At 35.8% G+C, this 23504-nt stretch carries 18 protein-coding genes; 5 read left to right on the forward strand and 13 right to left on the reverse strand.

Translation table 11 applies throughout. The features are described from left to right. Positions 1 to 269 precede the first annotated feature (269 nt). Positions 270 to 2036 carry an aminopeptidase P family protein gene (locus VIX88_RS03690; protein WP_079206840.1) on the reverse strand — a complete coding sequence of 589 codons (1767 nt, stop codon included), beginning with the start codon at positions 2034 to 2036 and terminating at the stop codon, positions 270 to 272. A gap of 712 nt (positions 2037 to 2748) precedes the next feature. On the opposite strand from VIX88_RS03690, the gene VIX88_RS03695 reads away from it, so the two are divergent. The 4 genes from VIX88_RS03695 to pruA all read left to right on the forward strand — a co-directional run bounded on the left by VIX88_RS03695 (position 2749) and on the right by pruA (position 6949). Further along, entirely contained in the window at positions 2749 to 3546 is a 798-nt protein-coding gene (locus tag VIX88_RS03695; RefSeq protein ID WP_079206842.1) for a DNA methyltransferase, read from the forward strand. A gap of 2 nt (positions 3547 to 3548) precedes the next feature. Continuing rightward, on the forward strand, positions 3549 to 4223 hold the full coding sequence (locus VIX88_RS03700; RefSeq protein WP_014938123.1) for a type II restriction endonuclease NlaIII: 675 nt from the start codon (positions 3549 to 3551) through the stop codon (positions 4221 to 4223). Next, positions 4220 to 5218 carry a DNA adenine methylase gene (locus tag VIX88_RS03705; RefSeq protein ID WP_014938122.1) on the forward strand — a complete coding sequence of 333 codons (999 nt, stop codon included), beginning with the start codon at positions 4220 to 4222 and terminating at the stop codon, positions 5216 to 5218. The genes VIX88_RS03700 and VIX88_RS03705 overlap by 4 nt, the downstream gene beginning before the upstream one ends. A gap of 105 nt (positions 5219 to 5323) precedes the next feature. Then, the gene (gene pruA / locus VIX88_RS03710) at positions 5324 to 6949 is read left to right on the forward strand and encodes an L-glutamate gamma-semialdehyde dehydrogenase (protein WP_154468880.1); all 1626 of its coding nucleotides are present in this window, start codon (positions 5324 to 5326) and stop codon (positions 6947 to 6949) included. A gap of 58 nt (positions 6950 to 7007) precedes the next feature. Here pruA and trmB read toward each other — a convergent pair whose 3' ends face one another. The 8 genes from trmB to VIX88_RS03750 all read right to left on the reverse strand — a co-directional run bounded on the left by trmB (position 7008) and on the right by VIX88_RS03750 (position 13811). Next, the gene (trmB, locus tag VIX88_RS03715; protein WP_161398897.1) at positions 7008 to 7688 is read right to left on the reverse strand and encodes a tRNA (guanosine(46)-N7)-methyltransferase TrmB; all 681 of its coding nucleotides are present in this window, start codon (positions 7686 to 7688) and stop codon (positions 7008 to 7010) included. Positions 7689 to 7728: 40 nt separating this feature from the next. Then, a complete protein-coding gene (locus VIX88_RS03720; protein ID WP_014615133.1) occupies positions 7729 to 8535 on the reverse strand; it encodes a hypothetical protein in 807 nt (268 codons plus the stop codon). 73 nt (positions 8536 to 8608) lie between these two features. After that, a complete protein-coding gene (locus tag VIX88_RS03725) occupies positions 8609 to 9265 on the reverse strand; it encodes an alpha/beta hydrolase (RefSeq protein WP_214194049.1) in 657 nt (218 codons plus the stop codon). A 48-nt stretch (positions 9266 to 9313) separates the two neighbouring features. After that, positions 9314 to 10324, reverse strand: coding sequence for an AMP-binding protein (locus VIX88_RS03730; protein WP_222535142.1), 1011 nt, complete (start codon positions 10322 to 10324; stop codon positions 9314 to 9316). A 69-nt stretch (positions 10325 to 10393) separates the two neighbouring features. Then, a complete protein-coding gene (locus VIX88_RS03735; RefSeq protein ID WP_064970631.1) occupies positions 10394 to 11338 on the reverse strand; it encodes a transporter in 945 nt (314 codons plus the stop codon). Beyond that, entirely contained in the window at positions 11339 to 12385 is a 1047-nt protein-coding gene (locus VIX88_RS03740) for a cytochrome-c peroxidase (RefSeq protein ID WP_064970629.1), read from the reverse strand. A gap of 86 nt (positions 12386 to 12471) precedes the next feature. Then, the gene (locus VIX88_RS03745) at positions 12472 to 13287 is read right to left on the reverse strand and encodes an MbnP family protein (RefSeq protein WP_064970627.1); all 816 of its coding nucleotides are present in this window, start codon (positions 13285 to 13287) and stop codon (positions 12472 to 12474) included. Between the two features lie 170 nt (positions 13288 to 13457). Then, the gene (locus VIX88_RS03750; RefSeq protein WP_041321078.1) at positions 13458 to 13811 is read right to left on the reverse strand and encodes a hypothetical protein; all 354 of its coding nucleotides are present in this window, start codon (positions 13809 to 13811) and stop codon (positions 13458 to 13460) included. Positions 13812 to 13953: 142 nt separating this feature from the next. On the opposite strand from VIX88_RS03750, the gene VIX88_RS03755 reads away from it, so the two are divergent. Then, a complete protein-coding gene (locus tag VIX88_RS03755) occupies positions 13954 to 15876 on the forward strand; it encodes an ABC-F family ATP-binding cassette domain-containing protein (RefSeq protein ID WP_052911747.1) in 1923 nt (640 codons plus the stop codon). A 1005-nt stretch (positions 15877 to 16881) separates the two neighbouring features. Here the strand turns inward: VIX88_RS03755 and VIX88_RS03760 are convergent. The 4 genes from VIX88_RS03760 to gcvP form a co-directional block, all read right to left on the reverse strand. After that, a complete protein-coding gene (locus tag VIX88_RS03760) occupies positions 16882 to 17265 on the reverse strand; it encodes an HU family DNA-binding protein (RefSeq protein ID WP_064970625.1) in 384 nt (127 codons plus the stop codon). Between the two features lie 88 nt (positions 17266 to 17353). Further along, the gene (locus VIX88_RS03765) at positions 17354 to 19183 is read right to left on the reverse strand and encodes a hypothetical protein (protein WP_064970623.1); all 1830 of its coding nucleotides are present in this window, start codon (positions 19181 to 19183) and stop codon (positions 17354 to 17356) included. Positions 19184 to 19218: 35 nt separating this feature from the next. Continuing rightward, entirely contained in the window at positions 19219 to 19872 is a 654-nt protein-coding gene (locus VIX88_RS03770; RefSeq protein ID WP_064970621.1) for a hypothetical protein, read from the reverse strand. Positions 19873 to 20558: 686 nt separating this feature from the next. Beyond that, on the reverse strand, positions 20559 to 23417 hold the full coding sequence (gene gcvP / locus VIX88_RS03775; protein WP_222535143.1) for an aminomethyl-transferring glycine dehydrogenase: 2859 nt from the start codon (positions 23415 to 23417) through the stop codon (positions 20559 to 20561). Between the last annotated feature and the right edge of the window lie 87 nt (positions 23418 to 23504).

Below are 23504 nucleotides of genomic sequence, written 5' to 3' on the forward strand. Positions count from 1 at the left end.
CACAACGAGTTATAACAAATATTATTGTATTAATTTTTTGGTTACAAACTATACATCTGCATATATTGAACGCTGCTACATCTCATTATTATCCATGATATATTGTCCTAGTTGACCTAAAAATTACACAATGAAAAAAATTCAGTTACCTACAAAAACCTTTGAATACACACCACACTCTAGAAATTCTTATTTTTTTTAGATAAAAAAAACCTCCTAACGATAGTTTAGGAGGCTATTGGGTTAAAATAATTTCAAAATAATTCCTTTTATAAAGGCTTCACCAAATCCAAAAACCAATTTTTAACATCACCTTCTAAATAAGAACTTAGCTTTTCTTCGCAAGTTTTATGATAGGTATTCAACCAATTTTTCTCTTCCTCGGTAAGTAGTTTTACATTGATAACTTCCCTAAAAAACGGACAAAGTGTGAGAGTTTCAAAGCCATAGAATACGCCATAAGGCGTTGTCTCTAACTCTTTTACCGCTACTAAATTTTCGTGTCTAATACCATACTCGTTTTCTACATAAAAACCTGGCTCGTTAGAACAAACCATACCAAGAAGTAGCTCTTGTGGGTTCATATCCTTTCTAATATTTTGAGGTCCCTCGTGTACGTTCATAAAGCTCCCCACACCATGCCCCGTCCCGTGAGCATAATCTTTACCTTTTTGCCAAAGCGGCAACCTCGCAATAGTATCTAAATGGAAACCTCTAGTTCCTTTCGGAAACTTGGCTATACTCAAATCTATCATTCCCTTGAGTGCCAAAGTACAATCATCTATAAAAGATTGAGACACCGCTCCTAACGCTAATGTTCTCGTAATATCAGTAGTCCCTTCTAAATATTGCCCTCCAGAATCAATTAAAATACTTCCTTCATTGGTAACTTCTTTACTTCCTTCTGCTTTTGCAGAGTAATGCACTATCGCTCCATTACCCTTGTACCCTATAATACTTCCAAAACTTTCGCCCACAAAATTTTCTCCTTCGGCACGGAACTCTCTCAACTTTTCTCCTATGGAATATTCCGTCATAGGCTCTTTACCTACATTATGTTTCAGCCAGTATAAAAATTTAACCATAGCCACTCCATCTCTCACCATTACCGTTCTAAAGCCTTCTAATTCTGTACTGTTTTTAACCGCTTTCATTAGATTAGCAGGTACAGGAGCTACAACAAAACTATTTCCGTCTAAGGCATTATATATAGCTTGATTAGCATTAGGAGATACTAATACTTTCTCATTTTTAAATTGAGCTAAATATCCAAAGAAAGATTCGTAAGGCATTAGCTTAACTCCTGAAACTTCCATTTGTTCTTTAGCTTCATCATTGAGTTTTTCTAAATCAACAAAAAGAACCGCTTCCGCTTCGCCAATCACTAAATAACTTAAAAAAACAGGATTACAATCCACATCACTACCTCGTAGGTTAAGCGTCCAAGCCACATCGTCTAAACTAGACATAATATGCACAGAAGCCTCCTTTCCCTTCATTTTCTGCCTAATGGAAGCAAGCTTATCCTGCACAGATTGCCCTGCCCATTTTAAAGGGTGAACAAAGACCTCGTTTTTTGAAGGCACCCCTCTATCTGTCCATATTTCCTCTAACAAAGGCTGATTGACTAAAGAAATATGCTGCTGTTCTAGTTTATTTTCTAAATCTACCCAATTCGCATGAGCCGTCGCCAAAGCATTTACTGCCACCTTTCCATTCTGTGGAATTTGCGACGCTATCCAATCTATATAGTTTGGTGTACCTTCCACCCCTTCTTTCATTAGTTCTATCCCAGAGCCGGCTAACTCTTGCGGAGCTTGTACGAAGTAACGCCCATCAGTCCAAAGCGCTGCTTTATCTCCAGTAACTACCACAAATCCTGCCGACCCAGTAAACCCTGTGAGCCAAACCCTCTCTTGCCATTCTTCAGGCAAATACTCACTCATATGCGGGTCTGCAGAATACACTACAAATGCATCTATATTATATTCTTTCATTTTAGAGCGTAACACTCCTAATTTTTCTGTAACTGTCATAATTCTTCTAAAATTTTGAGGTAAAGTTAAGAAAATCTTTTGTTAAATAATGTCTAAGACTTCTTTCATTTCAAATATAAATAACCACCTAGAAAACATCAAACACTACCAACAAAACAAAGAAAACTACCAATAAAATAATGACACCTACCTAGAAGACACCCACCACTACCAACAAAACAAAGAAAACTACCAATAAAATAACGACACCTACCTAGAAGACACCCATCACTACCAATAAAACAAAGAAAACTACCAATAAAATAATGACACCTACCTAGAAGACACCCACCACTACCAATAAAACAAAGAAAACTACCAATAAAATAACGACACCTACCTAGAAGACACCCACCACTACCAACAAAACAAAGAAAACTACCAATAAAATAACGACACCTACCTAGAAGACACCCACCACTACCAATAAAACAAAGAAAACTACCAATAAAATAACGACACCTACCTAGAAGACACCCACCACTACCAACAAAACAAAGAAAACTACCAATAAAATAACAACACCTACCTAGAAGACATCAAACACTAAACAATAAGACCTATCTGAAATAAGGATTATCGTTAATGAAACATCAATGATAGGCACAAAATCCACTAATTAACTATCAATTCATTCTCTATACCTTTTCTTAACAGTTTAAAAATAAATATTATTAACTATCTTTGGCACAAATAAAGATTCATCTCAAAAATGAGGTTTAATGATTTAAATGTTGAAGAGTGGAAAGATACAGACATAGACGTTAACTCTCTATGGTTGATTGACCAACGTGGAAGAGAAGGAAAACATAAAAACATTTATCACGGTAACTTTATTCCTCAAATACCAAATCAACTGATTAGGCGTTTCACCAAAGAAAATGAGTTAGTATTAGACCCCTTTTTAGGAAGCGGAACCACCTTATATGAATGTGAAAATCTAAATAGAAATTTTATAGGACTAGACATCAATCAGCAGATGATAGACTACGTGAAAAATCAAATGAAAGATTCTAGTTTTATACATAATTTTTCAATATTTAATTGCGATGTTACTAACAAGGAACAGACTACACATTTTTTAGAACTAGGACTAAAAAAAAACAACTCAAAACAAGTTGATTTTATAATAATGCATCCGCCTTATATGGATATTATAAAATTCACAAACCACCCCAATGACCTATCACAAATAGACAATCTAAATAGTTTTGTAAAAAAATTTCTAGAAGTTTGTAAAAATATATTACCATACTTAGCAAAAAATAGATATTTTGCCATAGTAATTGGAGATGTTTATAAAAATAGTGAGGTAATCCCTCTTTCATTTTATCTAATGGACACTGTTAAACGAAATTTCAAAACCAAACTAAAAGGTATTATCATAAAAAATATAGAAGGCAACAGAGGAAAATTAGGAAAAAATGGAATTTGGACCTATCGTGCTATGAAGAGTGATTATTATATATTCAAACACGAATACATTTTTGTTTTTAAAAAAGAACTTTAGTGATGACAAAAACAGAATTATTTTTAGAATTAGCAAAACCTGATAGTAACGGAGTAAGCCGTTGGGTTTCGGTAAACGAGTTTATAGGTAAATACAAAGCACTCCAACTTGGTAATGGAGGAAGTTGGTGTAGAGCAAGTTCAAGTTTAGCAAAAACATACACCATTGAGTTTGATAAAACAAAAACAAGAGGAAACTCCATTGATGCCATAAGATTAACTGGATTTAACAATTCTAATACATTCAATCAAAGTATCCGAAAGGAGATTAAAGATTTTTACAAAAATAAAAACTGTGTTATGCTCGGCATAAATGGCAACTCTATAAATACCAAAATAGAAATAGACCATAAAGATGGTAGAAAGGATAATGATAGAGTTTCAAATATAAAAACTCAAAGGTTAGAGGATTTCCAACCATTAAGTAAAGCTGCAAACGATGCAAAACGCCAAATTTGTAAACGATGTAAAGAAACTAATTTAAGATGGAACGCCAAAAACCTAAAAGGTAACCCTTATTCTTTTTACGAAGGAGATGAGCACTATACTCAAGAACTAGGTTGTGTTGGTTGCTATCAGTTTGACCCCGTTGAATACAGAAAATCAAGTGTCATAAAAATTAGCAAAGAAGTTACTGACAATATTTTAAAGAAACTTTATCCAGAAGAAGAAATATGAATTACATAGGGTCAAAAAGTAAGCTATCAAACTTTATAAAACAATCAATCTACTCCGTAGTTGGTAATGATTTAAGTCAAAAAATATTTTGTGATTTATTTGCAGGAACTGGCATTATTGGAAGAAACTTCAAATCAGAAGTAAAGCAAATAATAAGTAACGATATTGAATATTACAGTTTTGTACTAAATAGAAATTATATTGAAAATCACCAATTTTTTGAATACAATCATCTAATTAAAGAACTCAATAACATTAAGGGAATTCAGGGGTTTATTTTTGAAGAATACTCTGAAAACGGAAAAGCACAAAGGTTATATTTCTCTGAAACAAACGGAAAAAAAATAGATGCTATTCGCCAAAAAATAGAAAATTGGAAAATAAAAAAATACATAACAGACAATCAATATTATTTCTTACTAGCCTCTTTATTAGAAAGTGCTGATAAAGTAGCCAACACAGCTTCAGTTTACGGTGCTTTCTTGAAACATATTAAAAAATCTGCACAAAAAGAGATAATAATAGAACCCGCTATATTTACTATAAATGATAACAATCATCAAGTTTTTAACGATGACAGTAACGAACTTATTAAAAAAATAAGCGGTGATATTTTGTACCTTGACCCACCTTACAACGCTCGTCAATATGGAGCAAATTATCATTTATTAAATACAATTGCAAAGTATGACACCTTCACTCCAAAAGGAAAAACAGGTTTAAGAAACTATAACAAATCTAGCTATTGTAGTAAAAATTCTGTAAAGGAGTCTTTTGAAAATTTAATCAAAAATTCACAATTCAAATATATTTTTTTAAGCTATAATAACGAAGGGCTTATGAATAGTTCAGAAATAAAATCTATAATGTCAAAATATGGAACATATGATTTGTTCTCTATAGATTATCAACGTTTTAAAGCCGATAAAGAAAATAATAGAAATCACAAGGCTAGTTCAACTATAGAATATTTACATTTCTTAGAAATAAAATAGTTAGATTTTTCTTTCGCAAAAATGGTCAAAAACTAAAAATTGGTAGTTTACTTTAATTATAGTAACTTTGTGGAAAATCGTTTTCAACATAAAAATATAAATACAATGTCAAAAGCTATTTCGCAAGTACCATTTGCAACCAACGAGCCCGTAAGAGCCTACGCTCCAGGGTCTGACGAAGTAAAATCTCTAATTGCCACTTATAAGAAAATGTGGGCAGAGAAAGTGGAAGTCCCAATGATTATCAACGGAAAAGAGGTGAAAACAGACCATAAGGTAGAAATGTTTTCTCCACAAGACCACCAGCACAGTTTAGGTTTCTACTACAAAGGAGATATGAAAACCGTAGATGAAGCCATAGAAACCGCTCTTGCTGCTAAAGAAAAATGGAACGCACTAGGTTGGGAGCAAAGAGCTTCTATTTTCTTAAAGGCTGCAGACCTCATCGCTGGTCCTTACAGAGATAAACTGAATGCGGCTACAATGATTGCCCAGTCTAAAAATGTGCATCAAGCAGAAATAGACTCTGCTTGTGAATTTATAGACTTTTTAAGATTTAATGTAGAGTTTATGACAGAACTCTACTCCGAACAGCCTGTTTCCGATAATGGCATTTGGAACCGTTCAGAGTACCGTCCGTTAGAAGGGTTCTGCTTTGCCGTAACGCCATTCAACTTTACTGCTATTTCTGGTAACCTACCTACTTGTATGGCAATGCTAGGAAATGTAGTAGTATGGAAACCTTCGGACAAACAAATCTACTCTGCAAAAGTAATTATGGAGGTACTAAAAGAGGCTGGCTTACCAGACGGTGTTATCAATATGATTTTCACTGACGGAAAAGAAACAGCAGAAAAAGTATTAGCACACCCTGATTTTGCAGGTCTCCACTTCACAGGTTCTACTAAAGTATTCCAAGGTATGTGGAAACTGATTGGAGACAATATCCACAACTATAAATCTTACCCAAGAATCGTTGGAGAAACAGGAGGTAAAGATTTCGTAGTTGCTCACCCATCTGCTAATGTAGAAGCCGTAGCCACTGCCCTAGTAAGAGGTGCTTTTGAATATCAAGGACAAAAATGTTCGGCAGCCTCTCGTGCTTACATTCCTAAATCTATCTGGAATGATGTAAAAGCGGTAATGGAAGCTCAACTTAGCACTGTAAAAGTAGGTTCTCCAGAAGACCCGTCTAACTTTGTGAACGCCGTGATAGACAAAAACTCTTTTGAAAAATGCAAAGGATATATCGAAAGAGCCAACCAAGCTAATGATGCTGAAGTTGTTTTAGGTGGTAAAACTGATGACAGCAAAGGTTGGTTTGTTCACCCAACTGTGATTCTTACTACCAACCCTAAATATGAAAGTATGGTAGAAGAAATCTTCGGACCTATCCTTACCGTTTATGTTTACGAAGATGCAGATTGGGCTGAAACTCTTAAATTAGTAGATAGCACTTCTCCTTATTCATTAACGGGAGCTATCTTCTCACAATGTCGTTATGCGATAGACGAGGCTTATAAAGCATTAGAAAACGCTGCTGGTAACTTCTATATCAACGACAAGCCTACAGGAGCCGTAGTGGGACAACAGCCATTCGGTGGTGGTAGAGCTTCAGGAACTAACGATAAAGCTGGTTCTAAAATGAATCTACTTCGTTGGGTTTCTGCAAGAAGTGTTAAAGAAACTTTTGTTTCTCCTAAAGATTACAAATATCCTTATTTGGGATAATATACCTTAACACATAAGTCTAAAACAAAAGCTGCTCAATTGAGCAGCTTTTGTTATTTTATTTCTTCAATCTAAATTTAATGTAAGTAATTGTTTTACCTTTTGATGAAAACAATTCTTCATAATAAGTTCTTATGTCTCTCAATAGTGGCGTTTCAGGGTCGTATTCTGGAGCTCCATAAATATCGTGATGAGCAGAAATTATCTCGTGTCCTAGACCTTGCAACAAACCTAAAGTATAGCCGTGTAGAAATTCAGAATCTGTTTTTAAATGAATCACACCATCTTTTCTGAGTATTTTATGGTATCTGTCCAAAAACTCAGGGTGAGTAAGCCTATGTTTGGTTCTGCGATATTTTATTTGAGGGTCTGGAAAGGTAATCCAAATTTCGTCTATTTCATCTGTTGTGAAAAAGCGGTCAATAAGTTCAATTTGGGTTCTTAAAAAAACAACATTGTCTAACCCTTTAGCCAAAGCCGCTTTAGCACCAAACCAAAACCTGGCACCTTTAATATCTACTCCTATAAAATTTTTATTCGGAAATGCTTCTGCCAAGCCTACACTATATTCGCCCTTCCCACAGCCTAACTCCAACACTATAGGATTATCATTTTTAAAAACCTTTTCTCTCCACTGCCCTGCCAAAGGATACCCTTCTAAAGCCTCCTCTCTAGTTGGCTGAAATACATTTTTAAGTATTTTATTCTCGGCAAAGCGTCCTAATTTATTTTTTCCCACAACTTATTTTTTAACGAGTGCAAAAATACAATTTTAAAGTCTATTTAACGACTTCCATTATGGTGGTATTTTTCATTCTCTTTTGGAATATTGGCAAGTATTTTTCAAAATAGACTTTAACTCCTTCGTACTTATTGTTTTGTACTAAAGCAAAAACACTCTCCTCCGAAGAATATACAAATTGTAGAAAATCATCTATCATATGTTTAGGAATTTTCATAGAAACAAAATAATCGTCCCCATAATAATTTCTGATAGCCGCCGTAGTTTTCATCATTTTTTCGTAGGCATATAAGCGGCGTTTTCTTTTTCTATCTCCCGAAATCACATCATAAATAGCATCTACACTAATAACCACCCCACCCCCTAAACCACCTCCTACAAATGCAATAGGTGGAGCCTCTGGTGGTGTTCCGTCTCCTTTAGATTCTGGAAGTCCTATGATTTGCTTGAGAGCCAACGGTGACTTTTTATCATCTAGTGCTATAACATCGTTTTTCAGAATACCACTAGGCTTAAATTTAGACAATTTAACTTCAGGAATTACATTATACGCCATTTTCAGCTCCACAATATTATTGTAGGTTACTAGATGTTTTTCGGTAATAGTGATATCTGTTCTATCCGTAGTAATAGAGGTAAACCTAATGACATCGCCTTTGGAAGCCGCTATTTTAAAAGCTCCTTTGTAATCACACAGTACTGTCTTTCTAGTTTCCAAGTTGGTAACATAGATTGGAGTTAAATAAACCTCCGAGTGGTCTTCCACAAGAACTTCTCCTACAAAAAATTGAGACTTGACACACACGCTCACCAACAAGAGTAAAAATAATAAACTTCGATACATCAACTAAAATAATATCGGCAAAATTAAGCGTTACCCTCTAAAGCACGAGTTAATTTTTTACTAAAAATGAAAGCTAAACTTCTAAATTCTTGTTAATTTCCACCTTTAAAATTTGTGTTAATAGTTTGGATTTGTTAATAATCATAAAATGACCTCCATTATTCACTTTTATTGGGCTATCAATATTTCTATAAGGTAGGATTCGGTCTTTTGTTCCGTGAATATGTATCGTATTATTCCCTACATAAATATTCCTCCAATGTAAAATTTCTCTAATTGCCCATTTTAAAAATTTAGGATTTGTATCTTTTATAATTTCAGAAAGCAAAATCTTATCAGAATTATTCTCTACACCAAAAGCCCAATATAGCAATACATTTGGATACCTCAAGAGCTTTTCAGGAATTAACCTATCAATTTTAAGTTTCCCAAACCATCTATATAATTTCGGAATTTCAAACTTTGTTTTTGCCGATGCAATCAAAATAACTTTTTCTGTTGCAATATGTTTAGCCACTTCTGTTGCTACAATTCCGCCGAATGAAAGTCCAATCAAAATCGGCTTTTTTGTAATAATTTTCTTTGAAATCCTAAATGCATAATCTTCAAGACTCTCTCTATCCTTTGGTTCAATCCAATCTATAAACTCATAATCGTAATTTGAAAAATCAATTTTTCCAAAAGCCCTTTTATCCGCTCCAAGCCCACTAAAAATATAAATTTTACTCATAATTTATGTTTTGTAAATTTAAGAGCACCCTCTCCTTTAGCCTTTACATTACAATCGCTTCCTCAACTCCACACGATTGACTTTGCCATTTGGAGTTCTAGGAATTTCATCTAAAAAAACAATCTCTTTTGGTGCGTGGTAGGGCTTATCATACGCTATCTCGCCAAGTAATTTTTGAGTTTCTTGTGATGCTTTTCCTTCTATTACCAATACTAATTTTTCGCCTAAAATAGCATCAGAAACACTAGTAAATACCAACTCATTCGGGATTATTTTCTTTAATTTATCCTCTAATTGCTCTGGGATTATCTTCACTCCACCAGAGTTGATAACATTATCTACTCTACCCAAAAAGCTAAAAACGCCTCTTTCTTTTAGTTCTACCAAATCATTAGTAATGAGCTTTTCCGAAGTAAGAAGAGGTGCCTCTATACAGAGACACCCTCGTTCATCTTGAGTTAAAAATATATTTTGCAATGGTTTAAAATGGAGCTCCTCATTTGGCGTTATCTGTTTTAACGCAATGTGAGAAAGCGTTTCGCTCATTCCGTAAGTTTCATAGATGTGAGATGCAACACCTTTTAGCTTTGCTTTAAGAGACTCCGAGACAGCCGCACCACCAATGATTAGTTTTTTAATTAAATCTACCTTTCCCAAAGAATACTCCACTTGGAGTGGCGTCATCGCACAGAAATCAATTTCTTCGTCTAAATCTTCTAAAGGACTAACGGAAGGCGTTTTTATCAATAACTTCAAACCTCGCTCCATAGCCCTTACCAACATCATTTTGCCCGATATATATTCCACTGGCAAACAGAGTAATGCCTTATTTGACCTGTTTAGACCTAAAAAATCACAGGTCATATTCGCAGATGCCTTCATTCTTTCCTTTTCTACCTCAAATATTTTAGGCACACCCGTAGAACCTGATGTTTTTACCGAAACGCAAGGCTTTTCCGAATACCAATCTTCTAAAAAATTCAGAACTTGATATTCAAAATCGGTATTAGGTTGAAGTTGTTTTAAATCTACCTCTTTAGAAAAGTCTATCAGCATCATAGGAGAACTTATAATTTACCTCAAAAATAAACTATAAATATCAAATGCTAAAATCTACTCCTTTATAAATTAAAGATTAAAATTGAGGTAAACAGAATGTCTTGAATTTATCCTAACCGAATTGACAGCTATTTCAGAACGCAAAGGCAATTGACTTTCCAAACCTATATTAAACTTACGAAAAGAAAACTCCGCCCCCAATTTGCTCAACACCAAATAACCGCCTGTATGAGGCACTTTTTCTCCCACCTGCACATTTTGGAAATACTTTTCCGTAGAAATTCCCAACCTCGGAGATAGTCTAAAACTATCAAAATCTTTGATATAATACCCTGTAACAGAGGTATTCCATTGGTCTCCAAAGCGATAATAATACTTATTTTGATTTTTGAAAATATAATCGGTAGAAAGTGCTACAGCCCATTGTCCTTTCATATAAGTATAATTAACAATGGTAGAATAGTCCCAACTTCCCGTACCTCTTTGAAAACTCGGATTATAGGAGTTAGCCGTTTTCTCATCAAATTTAGCTAGTGGTACTTTAACCCCAACTCCAAAATTAAGCCTATGCGAATCTTCTTTATCTAAATTAAGTTTATAAATAACCGATGCCGACGCATCTCCCACACCACTTAATTCTTGTTTGGTATCTGTATATCTGCTATGAAAATGAAATGGCAAATTGGCATAAACATCTACATTTTTATGAAGTGGAATACGCCCCCAGATTTGTACCGTGTTGTAATGTTCTGGAACGGAAAAATGAGCATCTAAAATATTACTTTTAGATTCATACGATTGGTAAAGATATTTAATCCCAATAAACTGAGGATTGAGTATGCTTTCAAAGCCAGAAGCCGCATTACCTACCGCACACCCACACGCATCGCAATCTTCCTCTAACCACCTTAGAGCTTGGATAGGAAAACTAGCTGGTTTAACACTAATACTGTCTTTAGCCTGTAAAGTCAATAGACTAAATAAATTAAAAATTAAAATTATCTGTTTCATCATCTATTCTGAAAATGCTGGGTTAGTAATAAATTGAGTGTCACTTAATGTTTTTAAAAACAAAATAAGATCATATTTTTCTTGCTCCGTTAAAGGAATTCCTACTCTACCTTTAACCTTTCTAAACTCAGGATCTAAGTTAGGATTGTCAATAACCCCCGAATCATAAAAATCAAGTAATGCCTTTAATGTATAAAATCTACCATCGTGAGTATAAGGAGCGGTATATTCCACATTTCTAAGACTAGGCACTCTAAACTTCAAAAAATCAGAATCTTTGCCTGTTACCCTTTTTCTACCTTCATCTTTTAATATAGGATTATAAGGCAGTCCTGTATTTCTGTAGCTTTGGTCTGTAAACAAATCTGTGGAATGACATGCTACGCATTTTTGCTTAAAAATAGCATAACCTCTCGCCTCCTCCCCTGTAAATTTTTCTCCTTCATTTCTTACCACTTTATCATACTTACTGTTAGCCGAAATCATTATAGACATAAACTGTGTGATGGACTTCAAAATTCTTTCAGCCGTAACTTTGTCATCGCCATACACAATGGTAAAAAGTCTTTTATAATCTTTATCGTCTTTAATCTTCTGCGTAATATTTTCTATGGTTTCGTCCATTTCCTCATGTGCAGAAATAGGAATAATGGGTTGCATCTCTAAATCGGTTACAGAGCCGTCCCACATATATTTATCCAAAAAAATCATATTCTGAATAGGCAAAGCGTTTCTAAAACCTTCTCTACCTTCTACTCCGTGGCTCACCGTGTGCCCGTGATGTGTAAAGGCATCTGCTTGAATATGACAAAAAGCACACGCTACAGCATTATCTTTGGCTAATCTCCCGTCATAAAATAGCTTTTTCCCTAGCTGAACGCCATATTCCGTAGGTTTATTAGCCTGTAAATTATACTTCACTTCTGGAAAATTAGATGGTATTCCAAATGTGTAAGGTTGGTCTATAGGATACTGAACTTCTGCCTCATCATTCCGACAAGAAAGCACAGAAACAAGAACCACCAGTCCTGTGATAATGTAGCTTTTCATTTTTTCCGTAATTTATTTAAACCCTACCCAAAGATTGGGCTTCAGGTAGAGTTTATAATTAAAAATAATTTATTGGAAATAGTAGCCTAGTTATTATGAACATGGTCTACACTGAACATAAGCGAAAGGTTTTCTGCTGTTTCTCTTACTATAGCTTTACTAGGGTGCATTGCCTGTGCATTATCATCTGATAAAACCACTTTATTCTTACCACTTAAGAATTGGTTAATATCCGCCATAATGTGTATTTGAGGAGCAATCGCCTTTCTTACCTTAGCCGCTTGCGGTAAGTCTAATGTAACAACTTTATAAACATCAGGAGTATTGCTCTGTTGTGGATTTCCTATGTTACCTATATGTATTTTGAAGTTTTTGTCTAAAGTGTCAGAATAAGTTCCTTCAAAATTCACAAATTTATAGCCACTTGCCCAGCTCCAGCTCATACCGTTAGTCTTAGCTTTATCCCAAAACAAAGCCTGTTTTTCTTGCCCTAAAATAAAGGCATCAGGAGAAATACCTAGCCCAAACTTAACTTGCTTATAATCTCCAGCAGGAATTTCCTCTAACACAAAATTATGCGTTATTGCTTCCTCTGACTGGTCTACGATATAAGCCCCTTTGTCTGAATTTTGGTAATGATATTTAACCTCCGTACCATCGGATTTTACTAGAATAACATCACTCACGATGTATTTTAAAGTGGTAAACTTGTGTTTCTGAGATGATGACGAAGTATAGACTCCAGAAAGCCCATACATTGCCTGTCCGTTAAAGAAGTTTTCAAATTTTAGTGTTACAGAGTTTTTATCGTTAGTATTTATAGTTGGCTCTTCATCTCTATTACAAGATACCACCAAACTTAAAATGATTGCGACATAAGCAAACACGATATATTTTTTCATAATTTTTTCTATTTAGTTAAACTGATTAAATTGATTAGATAGAACACCTGCATAAAAAGTGTTCATAACTAGTCCCGAATGAGTGACAATCACTGCCATATCCGAAACGATACACACCATCTTTCCTTTATCAAAATAAAGGAAACAATGACACTCTAAAAATAAAAGGATTAAACAGCTAACGAAATAGGAGGGCGAAACGATTGGTCAAAAACATCTCCTAGAACAAAGAAGTCTTTGGATATAATCTTGCGTTCAGAATTTTCATAGAAAACGCTATCAAAGGTAGGCAACCCATTATCCAAAAGCACAAAAACAACTGTTTCATATAAAGATAGACCCACCAAAACATCGTCTTGTTGATTGTCTTTAAGTTCTTTTTCTAAGTAACATTTACCATGACAATTCATCTGAGGCTTATCTTTGTTAATACAATAATTTGCCTCTATAAAGCTTTGGTTGAGCTTAAAATGAACCACAATCATACTCTGCTGGAAAGAAACCAGCATTATAATCGCTAACATTATATAAGCTAAAACCTTTTTCACGAGTACAAAACTAATATTTTTTACAACACCAATTGCCAATATGGATAAAAATCATAGTACGGTTATTTTCCTTATTTTTGCCGTTCGTTAAATTGTTAATCATTTAAAATTAGACATTGTGCTTTCAGTTCAGAGTTTAGGGTTGCATCATTCGGGGAATTATCTGTTCCGTGATGTTAATTTCACTATAAAAAAAGAAGATAAAATAGGTTTAGTTGGGAAAAATGGAGCTGGTAAATCTACACTCCTCAAAATGCTTTCGGGCGAAATAAGTTTCTACGAAGGCGAAGTGATCCCAGAAGGTAACATCAGCATAGGTTTCTTAAAGCAAGATTTAGATTTTGTAAAAGGTAGAACCGTTTGGGACGAAACGATGCAAGCCTTTGAACAAATCAACGCGATGAAAGCAGAGCTAGACGAAGTTAATCACCAACTAGCCACTAGAACCGACTACGAAAGCGATGCCTACCATCAGCTCATTCATCGTATGACGGAGCTTAACGACTTGCTTCATCATCACGATGCTTACAACCTAGAAGGCGATATGGAGAAAATACTTTTGGGACTAGGCTTTAAAGCAGACGACTTCCAAAAGATAACCGATGAGTTTTCTGGCGGTTGGCGTATGAGGATAGAACTCGCCAAACTACTCCTCCAAAAGAACGACCTTATGCTACTGGACGAGCCTACCAACCACTTGGATATGGAGTCCATCATTTGGTTAGAAAACTTCCTGAAAGATTATCCTGGGGCTATTGTACTGGTAAGCCACGACAAGCAATTTATGACTTCGGTATGCAACCGAACTTTTGACATCAATAATAAAAAAGTAGATGACTACAAAGCCAACTACACCAAATACCTAGAGCTCCGCAAGGAACGAAGAGAGAAACTAGAACAAGCTAAAAAGAACCAAGATGCCGAAATCAAGCAAATGGAAGACAACATCAACCGATTTCGTGCTAGCGCTACCAAGGCTTCTTTCGCTCAATCCTTGATTAAAAAACTAGAAAAAATAGAACGCATAGAAATAGATAACGAAGATGTTTCCAAGTTCAACATTAGGTTTGTGCAGAGTATCGTTCCTGGAAAAGTAATCTTTGAAGCTGAAAATTTAGGAAAAGCCTACGGCACAAAACAGGTTTTTGACGGTGTAGATTTTTTCGTCCAAAGAGGCGAAAAAATAGCCTTACTCGGACAAAACGGTCAAGGTAAAACTACCCTTGCCAAAATACTCGCAGGAGAGATTAAAGATTATTCAGGAAATTGGAATTTAGGACACAATGTAAACATCGGCTACTTTGCCCAAAATCAAGAGGAAGTACTCACTCCAAACAAAACCGTACTAGAAGAAGCCGAAGATGCTGCCACAGAAGAAACCAGACCTAGAGTAAGAGATCTTTTAGGGAGCTTTCTCTTCCAAGGCGATGCCGTAAACAAGAAAACCAAAGTGCTTTCTGGAGGCGAAAGAAATAGATTGGCATTATGTAAGTTGTTGTTGCGTCCGTTCAATACTTTGATTATGGACGAACCTACCAACCACCTAGACATACAGTCCAAGGAAATTATAAAACTCGCCTTACAGAATTTTGAAGGCACGCTTATCGTTATTTCTCACGACAGGGAATTCTTGCAAGGGCTTTGCGATAAGATTTTTGAGTTTAGAGATGGTAAGATGAAGGAGTTTTTAGGTAACATAGACGAATACCTAGAATACCGACAAAAAGAAAGCATCAGAGAAATATCCGTAGAAAAATCTAAGCTAGAAGAAAAAGCCAAAACACCTCCTCCTAAAGCAGAGCCTGTAGTGGTAGAGAAACCTCAGTTTATCTCTAAAGAGCAAAAAAACCTACAAAACAAAATAAAGAAGCTAGAGGAGAAAATAGCCGACTACGAAACTGAAATAGCAACTCTAGAGGATATATTTGCAAAGACCAATCCTACGGAGCAGGAACTAGAAAAATACCAAACCTTACAAAAGGAACTAGAAGCTATTATGTCTGAATGGGAAAGCCTATCGGAACAGTTAGACACATTTTAAGGTAAAAATAGTTTTCTGTCTTACTCCAAGAATCGATGCCTATAAAGCCTAAACAAGACTTATAGGCATCGTTTTTTAGAGATGCTTATTTCTAAAACCGCTTTTAATTACAATCACTTAGCCGTCATCAACGGTCTGCCGAGCAAAGACCGTTTAAAGCAATTCTAAATTATCACTGCTCCACCCTCCGACCTAAGGAAACGGAGGCGTTAAGAAAATGGGGCTTCCATTCGTTAAGAAAGCCCTATTGTTTGAACAAGCGTAGGGCTTTAGCATTGGCGTGAGTTCTAGGGCTTTTAGAATGGAAGACTCATTTTTAACCGTAGTTTTCTAGTCTTAACTTTTTGGTACTTTTGGCTACGCCGAACCACTGCGTTAGGTTTAGGTCAAACTAAAAGTACAGATATATATTTATTTACCTTCTTTTGTTTTGAAACAAAAGAAACAAAAATTCAAGGTTCTGGTGGCTATGCCTAAAAAATACTCACAAAGGCTAAAAGTTTTAAAACTCGCCCCAACTCGTTACCCAACGCCTGCTCAAACAGTAAAACTTTTTTAACGCCTTTAGTAATGAGGTTTTTAACGCCGTCGGGATTAGAGGTCGAGTATTCTCTACCATATATAGTAACCACCCCATTCTCCGACCTAAGGAAACGGAGGCGTTAAGAAAATGGGGAGTCCATTCGTTAAAAAAGACCTATTGTTTGAACAAACGTCGGGCTTAGCCTTGGCGTGAGTTCTAGGGCTTTTAGAATGGACGTCGCATTTTTAGCCGTAGTTTTCTAGTCTTGAACTTTTGGTCCTTTTGTTTCAAGACAAAAGGACACACATACGTATTTATCGCTTTGAAATAAACCTAACGCAAGTGTTTGGGTAAAGTCAAAAGTATAGCCTATAAATTCTATGCCTATAAAAATTATTTTTATGCTTATTAAAAAAAATCCGATGCCTATAAGTTTTTGATTTTATAAGCATCGGTTTTTTAAAGGGGACTTAGGAGTTATCCTAAGCCTTCTCGTAAGTGAGTGTCGCTAGGGTATCTTTTATTCCTTTAGCGGGAGTGAAAATCACTTTAGCTTGTTTAATGGCACTAGCGGTTACTTCTTTCTCCGTAGCTTTACCCTCACTACTGAAACTCACTCGCAGACTGCCCAACTCTCCCAGACGAACGATTTGTCCATTAGCTAAGGACGACTGCATTACATCTACCAAGGCATAAAGTACCGCTCTGATGTCCGCTCCGCTTACCGTAGAGATTTTCTCTATGTCTCTGGTAAGGTCGGTTAGGGTTTTCTCTCCGCTCATATTAGGAGAAGCATACCATTTTTTGTTGCCGCCACCGCTTACGCCGGGCTGACCTCTTTCGATTGCTTTAAATTTTACTGGCATAATTTCTACTTTTTAATGATTTACAGTAATTGATTTTGATGATAAAAATTCCTCACGATACCGATAGGCATCATAAGGAATCATTAAACTATTTTACTAATAAGGCTTCTAACTTCTGTAAACGAGCTTCTAATTCTGCTATTTTAGCATCTTTAGATTTTAACTCTTCTTTTTGAGATTTTAAAACCTTATCTTGCTCTATGCTATGTAGATAAAGCTCCTCTATCTTCTCCACATTGGTAAGTTGAGTTGCCATAAGGTCTATATAACCTTGCTTTTTGATTTCTGCTGCAGACTGATACCCTGGTAAATGCCCGTTAGCTTTTACAAAATCTTCTACTTGGCTAAGGGTTTTAAAGCTATAATCTGATTTAATGCTAGAAGTACCTGTATAATACTTTTGGAACACATAGTCTGGGAAGATAGCGGCATTAGTACCTATAAAACCCGTGGCTTTTACATTACCCGCAACCTCTAATTTTTCTGCTGGAGATTCAACGCCAATACCTACATTATCCCCAAATCTAACTTTTCCCTCATTAGTATAAATAGCATAATTAAAATTACCCCCTTTGTTTACATTTTCTATATACAAACCATACATATCTCCTACCGTAGCTGTAGCATCATTATAAAAAGCATATCTTGCTCCATAAAGTTGCCCCACATTAGCTCCTGCATAAGTTCTGCTATAATTGTAGATACCGTAATGTTCTGGAGTTGTACTGTTCTGACGAAAATAAGAAGCTGACCTAATACCATTGGTTCTTGTTTCTATCGTAGCATTTTCTGATACATTTACCACATTATCTACTCCATACATTACCTTTACGGTGTGTGCAGGCATAGATGTTTGACCAATGTTAAGCACTTGAGAAGATATATTGATGTAACTTCCGCGTATATTATCCGCAACACCTCTATTACTTACAAAAGTTCTTGTACCATACATATCCGTAGAAGTACCATAATTTCTAGAATGAAAAATACCTCCTGTATTACTACTTACAGTTGCTCTAGAATAGTTTCCATTTTGACTTCCTACAGAAGTAATACCTGATATACCTGAAATAGATGATGCCACAGCATTAGAGAACAAATCAACAGATGAATTAACTCCTGTTAATCCTCCTATTGGAGATGTTACATCTTTAATCACTAACCTAGACTCATCTAATTGATAAGTTTTTGACGGATTAGAGGCAACATGAGCCTCTTTTAGCAAAGCTTGATTAGAGGTAAAATAAAAGCCGTTTCCAGCGGCAATACTTGATGTTTGAGGTAACACATCTGAAGAAACTAAAGTTGCAAAAGGAATTTCATTAGAAACATATCCTGTTGCATTGTTAAGATACTGATGTATCAAATCACCCTCCGCTACATTTCCTAAATTGTATAGATATTTTCTAGCTTTTTGATATCCTACAAAATCACCTTGTCCCAAAGCAGGTTTTAGATAAGTCTCTGTAATACTATTATTATCTCTCTGAGCCCAAAGTTGGTCATTGGTTTGGGTATCGCTTAATCTTACCCATTCTCCATTAGCTACACTACCACTTGGAGAAGTTTGGTTAAGATTCTTAAAATAGTAGAAACCTGGGGTTACATCTACTTGTTTGCCTCCTTTACTAGTATCCGCTAAAGTTTTACCCGAACCAGTATTATAAACAATCATCCCATCAAAATAGGTAGAGAATTTCCCTGGATTTATTGTTGATGTTTTAAATTCCCATGTGGTTAAATCTGTCTTTGGAAAATACAAACCTTTACCAACATTATTATTTGAACGATTATATCCAGATGCATCTAAAAAAGGATTTTCTTGATTTATTACTGGATTAGGATTTGACTGTGTATTGATTTGACCGTAAGCTAATGTTCCCAATAAAACACTTGCTAGAAATATATTTTTTTTCATTGTTTTTCTTTTTGTTTTTAGTTCTCTTATTTATACTAGTAACTTCCTCCTATTACATACCACGCTGAACCATCTGACATTAAAATATGCCCTTTACCTCCATCTAATGTGGTAGCACTAATTGGCTGATAACTTCCACCATAATTTAACTGTGTTCCTGATTGATTATTTACAGATAGGATTTTCCCTGCATAGTTGGCAGGATTAGGCATATCAATAGTTGCTGTAGTAGTTTGGATTAAACAAAAAGTACCCTCTTTTTTCCATTCTGTATCATTAGCTTGAACTACTTTTCTAATCCCTCCTGTAAGTGACTGCAAAGTAACTGCTCCTGTTGCTCCTGCACCCATTTTAACCCAAACACCTCCTTTAAAGAAGTAAAAACCCGTAGCATCTACATTAACCGTTGTTCCCGAAGCAGTACCATCAGACACAGAGTCAATATAAAGTAGTGTAGACTCTGTAACACCTGTTCCCATATTAGCAGCTCTTAGACGGCTAACACGAGGTATTAAAATTCCTTCTACCGTAGAGGCTGTAGTCGACTTGTTAGCCGTATTAGGAGTTATTTCTAAAGTAGCTTTAGGTTGTGGTTCGTTAATACCCACTTTACCATCGTACTGTCCATAGGCTACAAAGCTTAAACCTAAAAAGGCGAATACACTCAATTTTGTCGTTTTTGTTGTCATAATATTTAATTTTAAAATTGTTGATATTTATAATTTATAGATGTTAGATATTGGATACTAGATTTTAGAGGTTGGATATTTGACTTAAGGATTGATGAGACTATACTAAGTTCTAAACTCTGAAAGCTAACCTCTAACCTAAAAAAACGCCTTCCCCCTCTAAACACACACAAAACGAGAGGAAAGGCTAAAACAGAAAGAACATAACGCTCCCCCTGAACACTAAAAGCACCTAACAAGAACGACCATGTTATTAGACAAAACAATGGTGCTTTTAGCCTATATTTATGAAAGCTAAAATTAGAATAAGATAAACGCCAAAAGCCCCCAACAAAAGTTGGCGGAATGATACTTTGTTTTAACGATAAAAGTCTAAAGAATTTTCTAGATAATACGACGCATACGCAGGTAATTATCTGTGTGTGTGTGTGTGTGTGTGTGTGTGTGTGTGTTTACACAATTATTTGGAAATACCAAATTTTTGTGTAAGTTTTTTTCACTTTTTTGTATGTTGCTGATAGTGTATCGCATAAATATGAAGCAAACTTATAACCTTTTAAGCAAGTATGCAAGTTTTAGCATAAGATTTTTCTTCTACCTACCTCTAAATAAAAGCACAAAAAAGACTACCCCCAATAAGGAGGTAGCTTTTTTATGATACTGTTTATTTGTAGAAAAAGTAATCCTTACATATAATTCTCTATAGGTGCACAAGTACACACTAAGTTTCTGTCCCCATAAGCCTCATCTACTCTAGATACAGATGCAAAGAATTTATGCTCTCGTACCCAATCTAAAGGATAAGCTGCTTTCTCTCTAGAGTAAGGTTTGTCCCAAGAGTCAGAAAGTACCACTTGCTCTGTGTGTGGTGCATTTTTAAGCACATTATTTTGAGCATCAGCTTGTCCGTTAGCTATTTCTTCAATCTCTTTCTTAATAGAAATAAGAGCTTCTGCAAAACGGTCTAGTTCAGCCTTACTTTCAGATTCGGTTGGCTCTATCATCAGCGTACCTGCCACAGGGAAACTTACCGTAGGTGCATGGAAACCGTAGTCCATCAATCGTTTAGCAACATCGGCTACCTCTATACCTAATGTCTTAAATTGTCGGAAGTCCACAATACACTCGTGTGCCACTCTGCCCTGAGCATTAGTATAAAGAATAGGGAAATGCTCCTTTAGAACATCTTTTAAATAGTTGGCATTAAGTATAGCGTGTTCCGTAGCCTTTTTAAGACCTTGAGCTCCTAACATCTTGATATAAGCATACGAGATATTAAGCACTAACGACGACCCATAAGGTGCAGAAGAAATTGCCTGAATTGACTGTGAACCACCTACCCCAATATTAGGATTAGACGGTAAAAACGGAACCAAATGTTCAGCCACACAGATAGGTCCTACTCCTGGACCACCTCCACCGTGAGGGATTGCAAATGTTTTATGAAGGTTAAGGTGACACACATCTGCCCCAATAAGCCCCGGACTTGTAAAGCCTACTTGAGCGTTCATATTTGCCCCATCCATATAAACTTGTCCTCCATATTGGTGTACTAAACTGGTAATTTGTCTGATGTTAGCGTCAAAAAAACCATAAGTAGAAGGATAAGTAATCATTACCGCAGAAAGATTTTCGCGGTGTTCTTCTGCCTTAGCTTTAAAGTCTTCAAAATCTATTTCTCCGTTTTCTAGGTTTTTCACTACAACCACTTTCATACCTGCCATTACTGCCGATGCAGGGTTGGTACCGTGAGCAGACTGAGGAATTAGCACGATATTTCTATGTCCTTCGCCTCTAGATTTATGATATTCACGAATGACCATAAGCCCTGCATACTCGCCTTGAGCTCCAGAGTTAGGCTGTAAAGAAGTTCCTGCAAAACCTGTAATTTCTGCTAAATCTTTTTCTAATTCTTTAATCAACAACTGATAACCACCTGCTTGTTCTGTAGGTACAAATGGGTGAACACTACCCCACTCTGCCCAAGATAATGGCAACATTTCTGTCGCAGCATTCAGTTTCATTGTACAAGACCCTAGCGAAATCATAGAGTGAGTTAGAGATAAATCCTTTCTCTCTAATCTCTTGATGTAACGCATCAGTTCTGTTTCCGTATGGTACTTATTAAAGACTTCATCTTTCAAGATTTCGTCTGTTCTTAATAAATCTTTAGGTAAAGTACACGCTTCTTTTATATTGATTTTGAAACTTTGCTTCGCTTTAAAGTTTGCAAAAGCATCTAGCAATTTTTGTAGCTTATCTTCAGTACAAGCCTCATTGAGTGCGATACTTACGATGCCTTCGGTAAAGTAGTTTAGGTTGATACTCTGACCTCTCATTAGCATCATCAAGTTAAGTTTTTCTTCCTCCGAAAGTGCTATTTTAACAGTATCAAAACTAGCTTCTTCTACCACTTGATAACCTAATATTTTTAAAGACTCTGCAAGTGCATTCGCTTTATAATGAATTTGGTCTGCAATAAACTCTAGACCTTTCGGTCCGTGATACACACAGTACATTCCTGCCATTACCGCTAAAAGAACTTGTGCTGTACAGATGTTAGAAGTCGCTTTTTCTCTTTTGATATGTTGTTCCCTGGTCTGTAATGCCATTCTTAACGCTCTCTTACCGTACATATCTTGAGAAACTCCTATAATTCTACCAGGTATATCTCTCTTGTAAGATTCTTGACAAGCAAAAAATGCCGCGTGTGGACCACCATATCCCATAGGAATACCAAATCTCTGTGTAGTACCTACCGCACAATCCGCACCCATAGAGGCAGGAGATTTCAGCTTAACCAATGCCATTGGGCTACAAGCCACCGCTACTTGTAGATTGTTTTCTTTATACTTAGCAATAGACTCTGTATAGTCTAATACCACTCCGTTTTTACCTGGATATTGAAGTAGCACACCAAAAAATCCTTCGCTTAGATTTTCTTTTTCGTGGCAACCTACTACAATTTCTATTCCTAGCCCTTCAGCTTTAGTTTGAAGTACAGCTACTGTCTGTGGCAACACCAATTCTGATACAAAAAAACGATTAGCTTCTGCTTTTTTCTGCTCTCTAGTTCGGTTTTCAAAGAACATATGCATAGCCTCTGCCGCTGCTGTACCTTCATCTAATAAAGAGGCATTAGCTAACGGAAAGCCCGTTAATGACGACACCACTGTCTGGAAATTAAGTAGTGCTTCTAGCCTACCTTGTGCTATCTCTGCCTGATATGGAGTATAAGCCGTGTACCAACTAGGATTTTCTAAAATATTTCTCTGAATTACCGACGGTAATATTACATTGTGATAACCAAACCCAATGTAATTATCAAAAAGATAATTCTTAGAGGCTAACTCCTTAGAATGAGAAAGCATTTCGTACTCCGATAAGGGTTCTGAAATGCTTAAATCTTTGTCCGCTCTAATGTCTGCTGGTATGGTTTGAGAAATGAGTTCCTCTATTGAAGATACTCCTATCTTAGAAAGCATCGCCTGTGTGTCTTGCTCGTTAAGACTAATGTGACGATTAACAAAGGCTTGTGTATTCATAAATTTTCTATTGTTTTTTTTATTAGATTACAGAGCGTAAATTTATTACTTTTTGGTTTTCTATACAAAGATTTTGTGTGCTTATAT

Origin of the sequence: Riemerella anatipestifer, from assembly GCF_035666175.1 — a bacterium.
GTDB lineage: Bacteria > Bacteroidota > Bacteroidia > Flavobacteriales > Weeksellaceae > Riemerella > Riemerella anatipestifer_D.

Coding starts and splice junctions, on each gene's coding strand:
- VIX88_RS03690 (WP_079206840.1), bottom strand. CDS start 2,036: ATGACAGTTACAGAAAAATTAGGAGTGTTACGCTCTAAAATGAAAGAA.
- VIX88_RS03695 (WP_079206842.1), top strand. CDS start 2,749: ATGAGGTTTAATGATTTAAATGTTGAAGAGTGGAAAGATACAGACATA.
- VIX88_RS03700 (WP_014938123.1), top strand. CDS start 3,549: ATGACAAAAACAGAATTATTTTTAGAATTAGCAAAACCTGATAGTAAC.
- VIX88_RS03705 (WP_014938122.1), top strand. CDS start 4,220: ATGAATTACATAGGGTCAAAAAGTAAGCTATCAAACTTTATAAAACAA.
- pruA (WP_154468880.1), top strand. CDS start 5,324: ATGTCAAAAGCTATTTCGCAAGTACCATTTGCAACCAACGAGCCCGTA.
- VIX88_RS03720 (WP_014615133.1), bottom strand. CDS start 8,535: ATGTATCGAAGTTTATTATTTTTACTCTTGTTGGTGAGCGTGTGTGTC.
- VIX88_RS03725 (WP_214194049.1), bottom strand. CDS start 9,265: ATGAGTAAAATTTATATTTTTAGTGGGCTTGGAGCGGATAAAAGGGCT.
- VIX88_RS03730 (WP_222535142.1), bottom strand. CDS start 10,324: ATGATGCTGATAGACTTTTCTAAAGAGGTAGATTTAAAACAACTTCAA.
- VIX88_RS03735 (WP_064970631.1), bottom strand. CDS start 11,338: ATGATGAAACAGATAATTTTAATTTTTAATTTATTTAGTCTATTGACT.
- VIX88_RS03740 (WP_064970629.1), bottom strand. CDS start 12,385: ATGAAAAGCTACATTATCACAGGACTGGTGGTTCTTGTTTCTGTGCTT.
- VIX88_RS03745 (WP_064970627.1), bottom strand. CDS start 13,287: ATGAAAAAATATATCGTGTTTGCTTATGTCGCAATCATTTTAAGTTTG.
- VIX88_RS03750 (WP_041321078.1), bottom strand. CDS start 13,811: ATGTTAGCGATTATAATGCTGGTTTCTTTCCAGCAGAGTATGATTGTG.
- VIX88_RS03760 (WP_064970625.1), bottom strand. CDS start 17,265: ATGCCAGTAAAATTTAAAGCAATCGAAAGAGGTCAGCCCGGCGTAAGC.
- VIX88_RS03765 (WP_064970623.1), bottom strand. CDS start 19,183: ATGAAAAAAAATATATTTCTAGCAAGTGTTTTATTGGGAACATTAGCT.
- VIX88_RS03770 (WP_064970621.1), bottom strand. CDS start 19,872: ATGACAACAAAAACGACAAAATTGAGTGTATTCGCCTTTTTAGGTTTA.
- gcvP (WP_222535143.1), bottom strand. CDS start 23,417: ATGAATACACAAGCCTTTGTTAATCGTCACATTAGTCTTAACGAGCAA.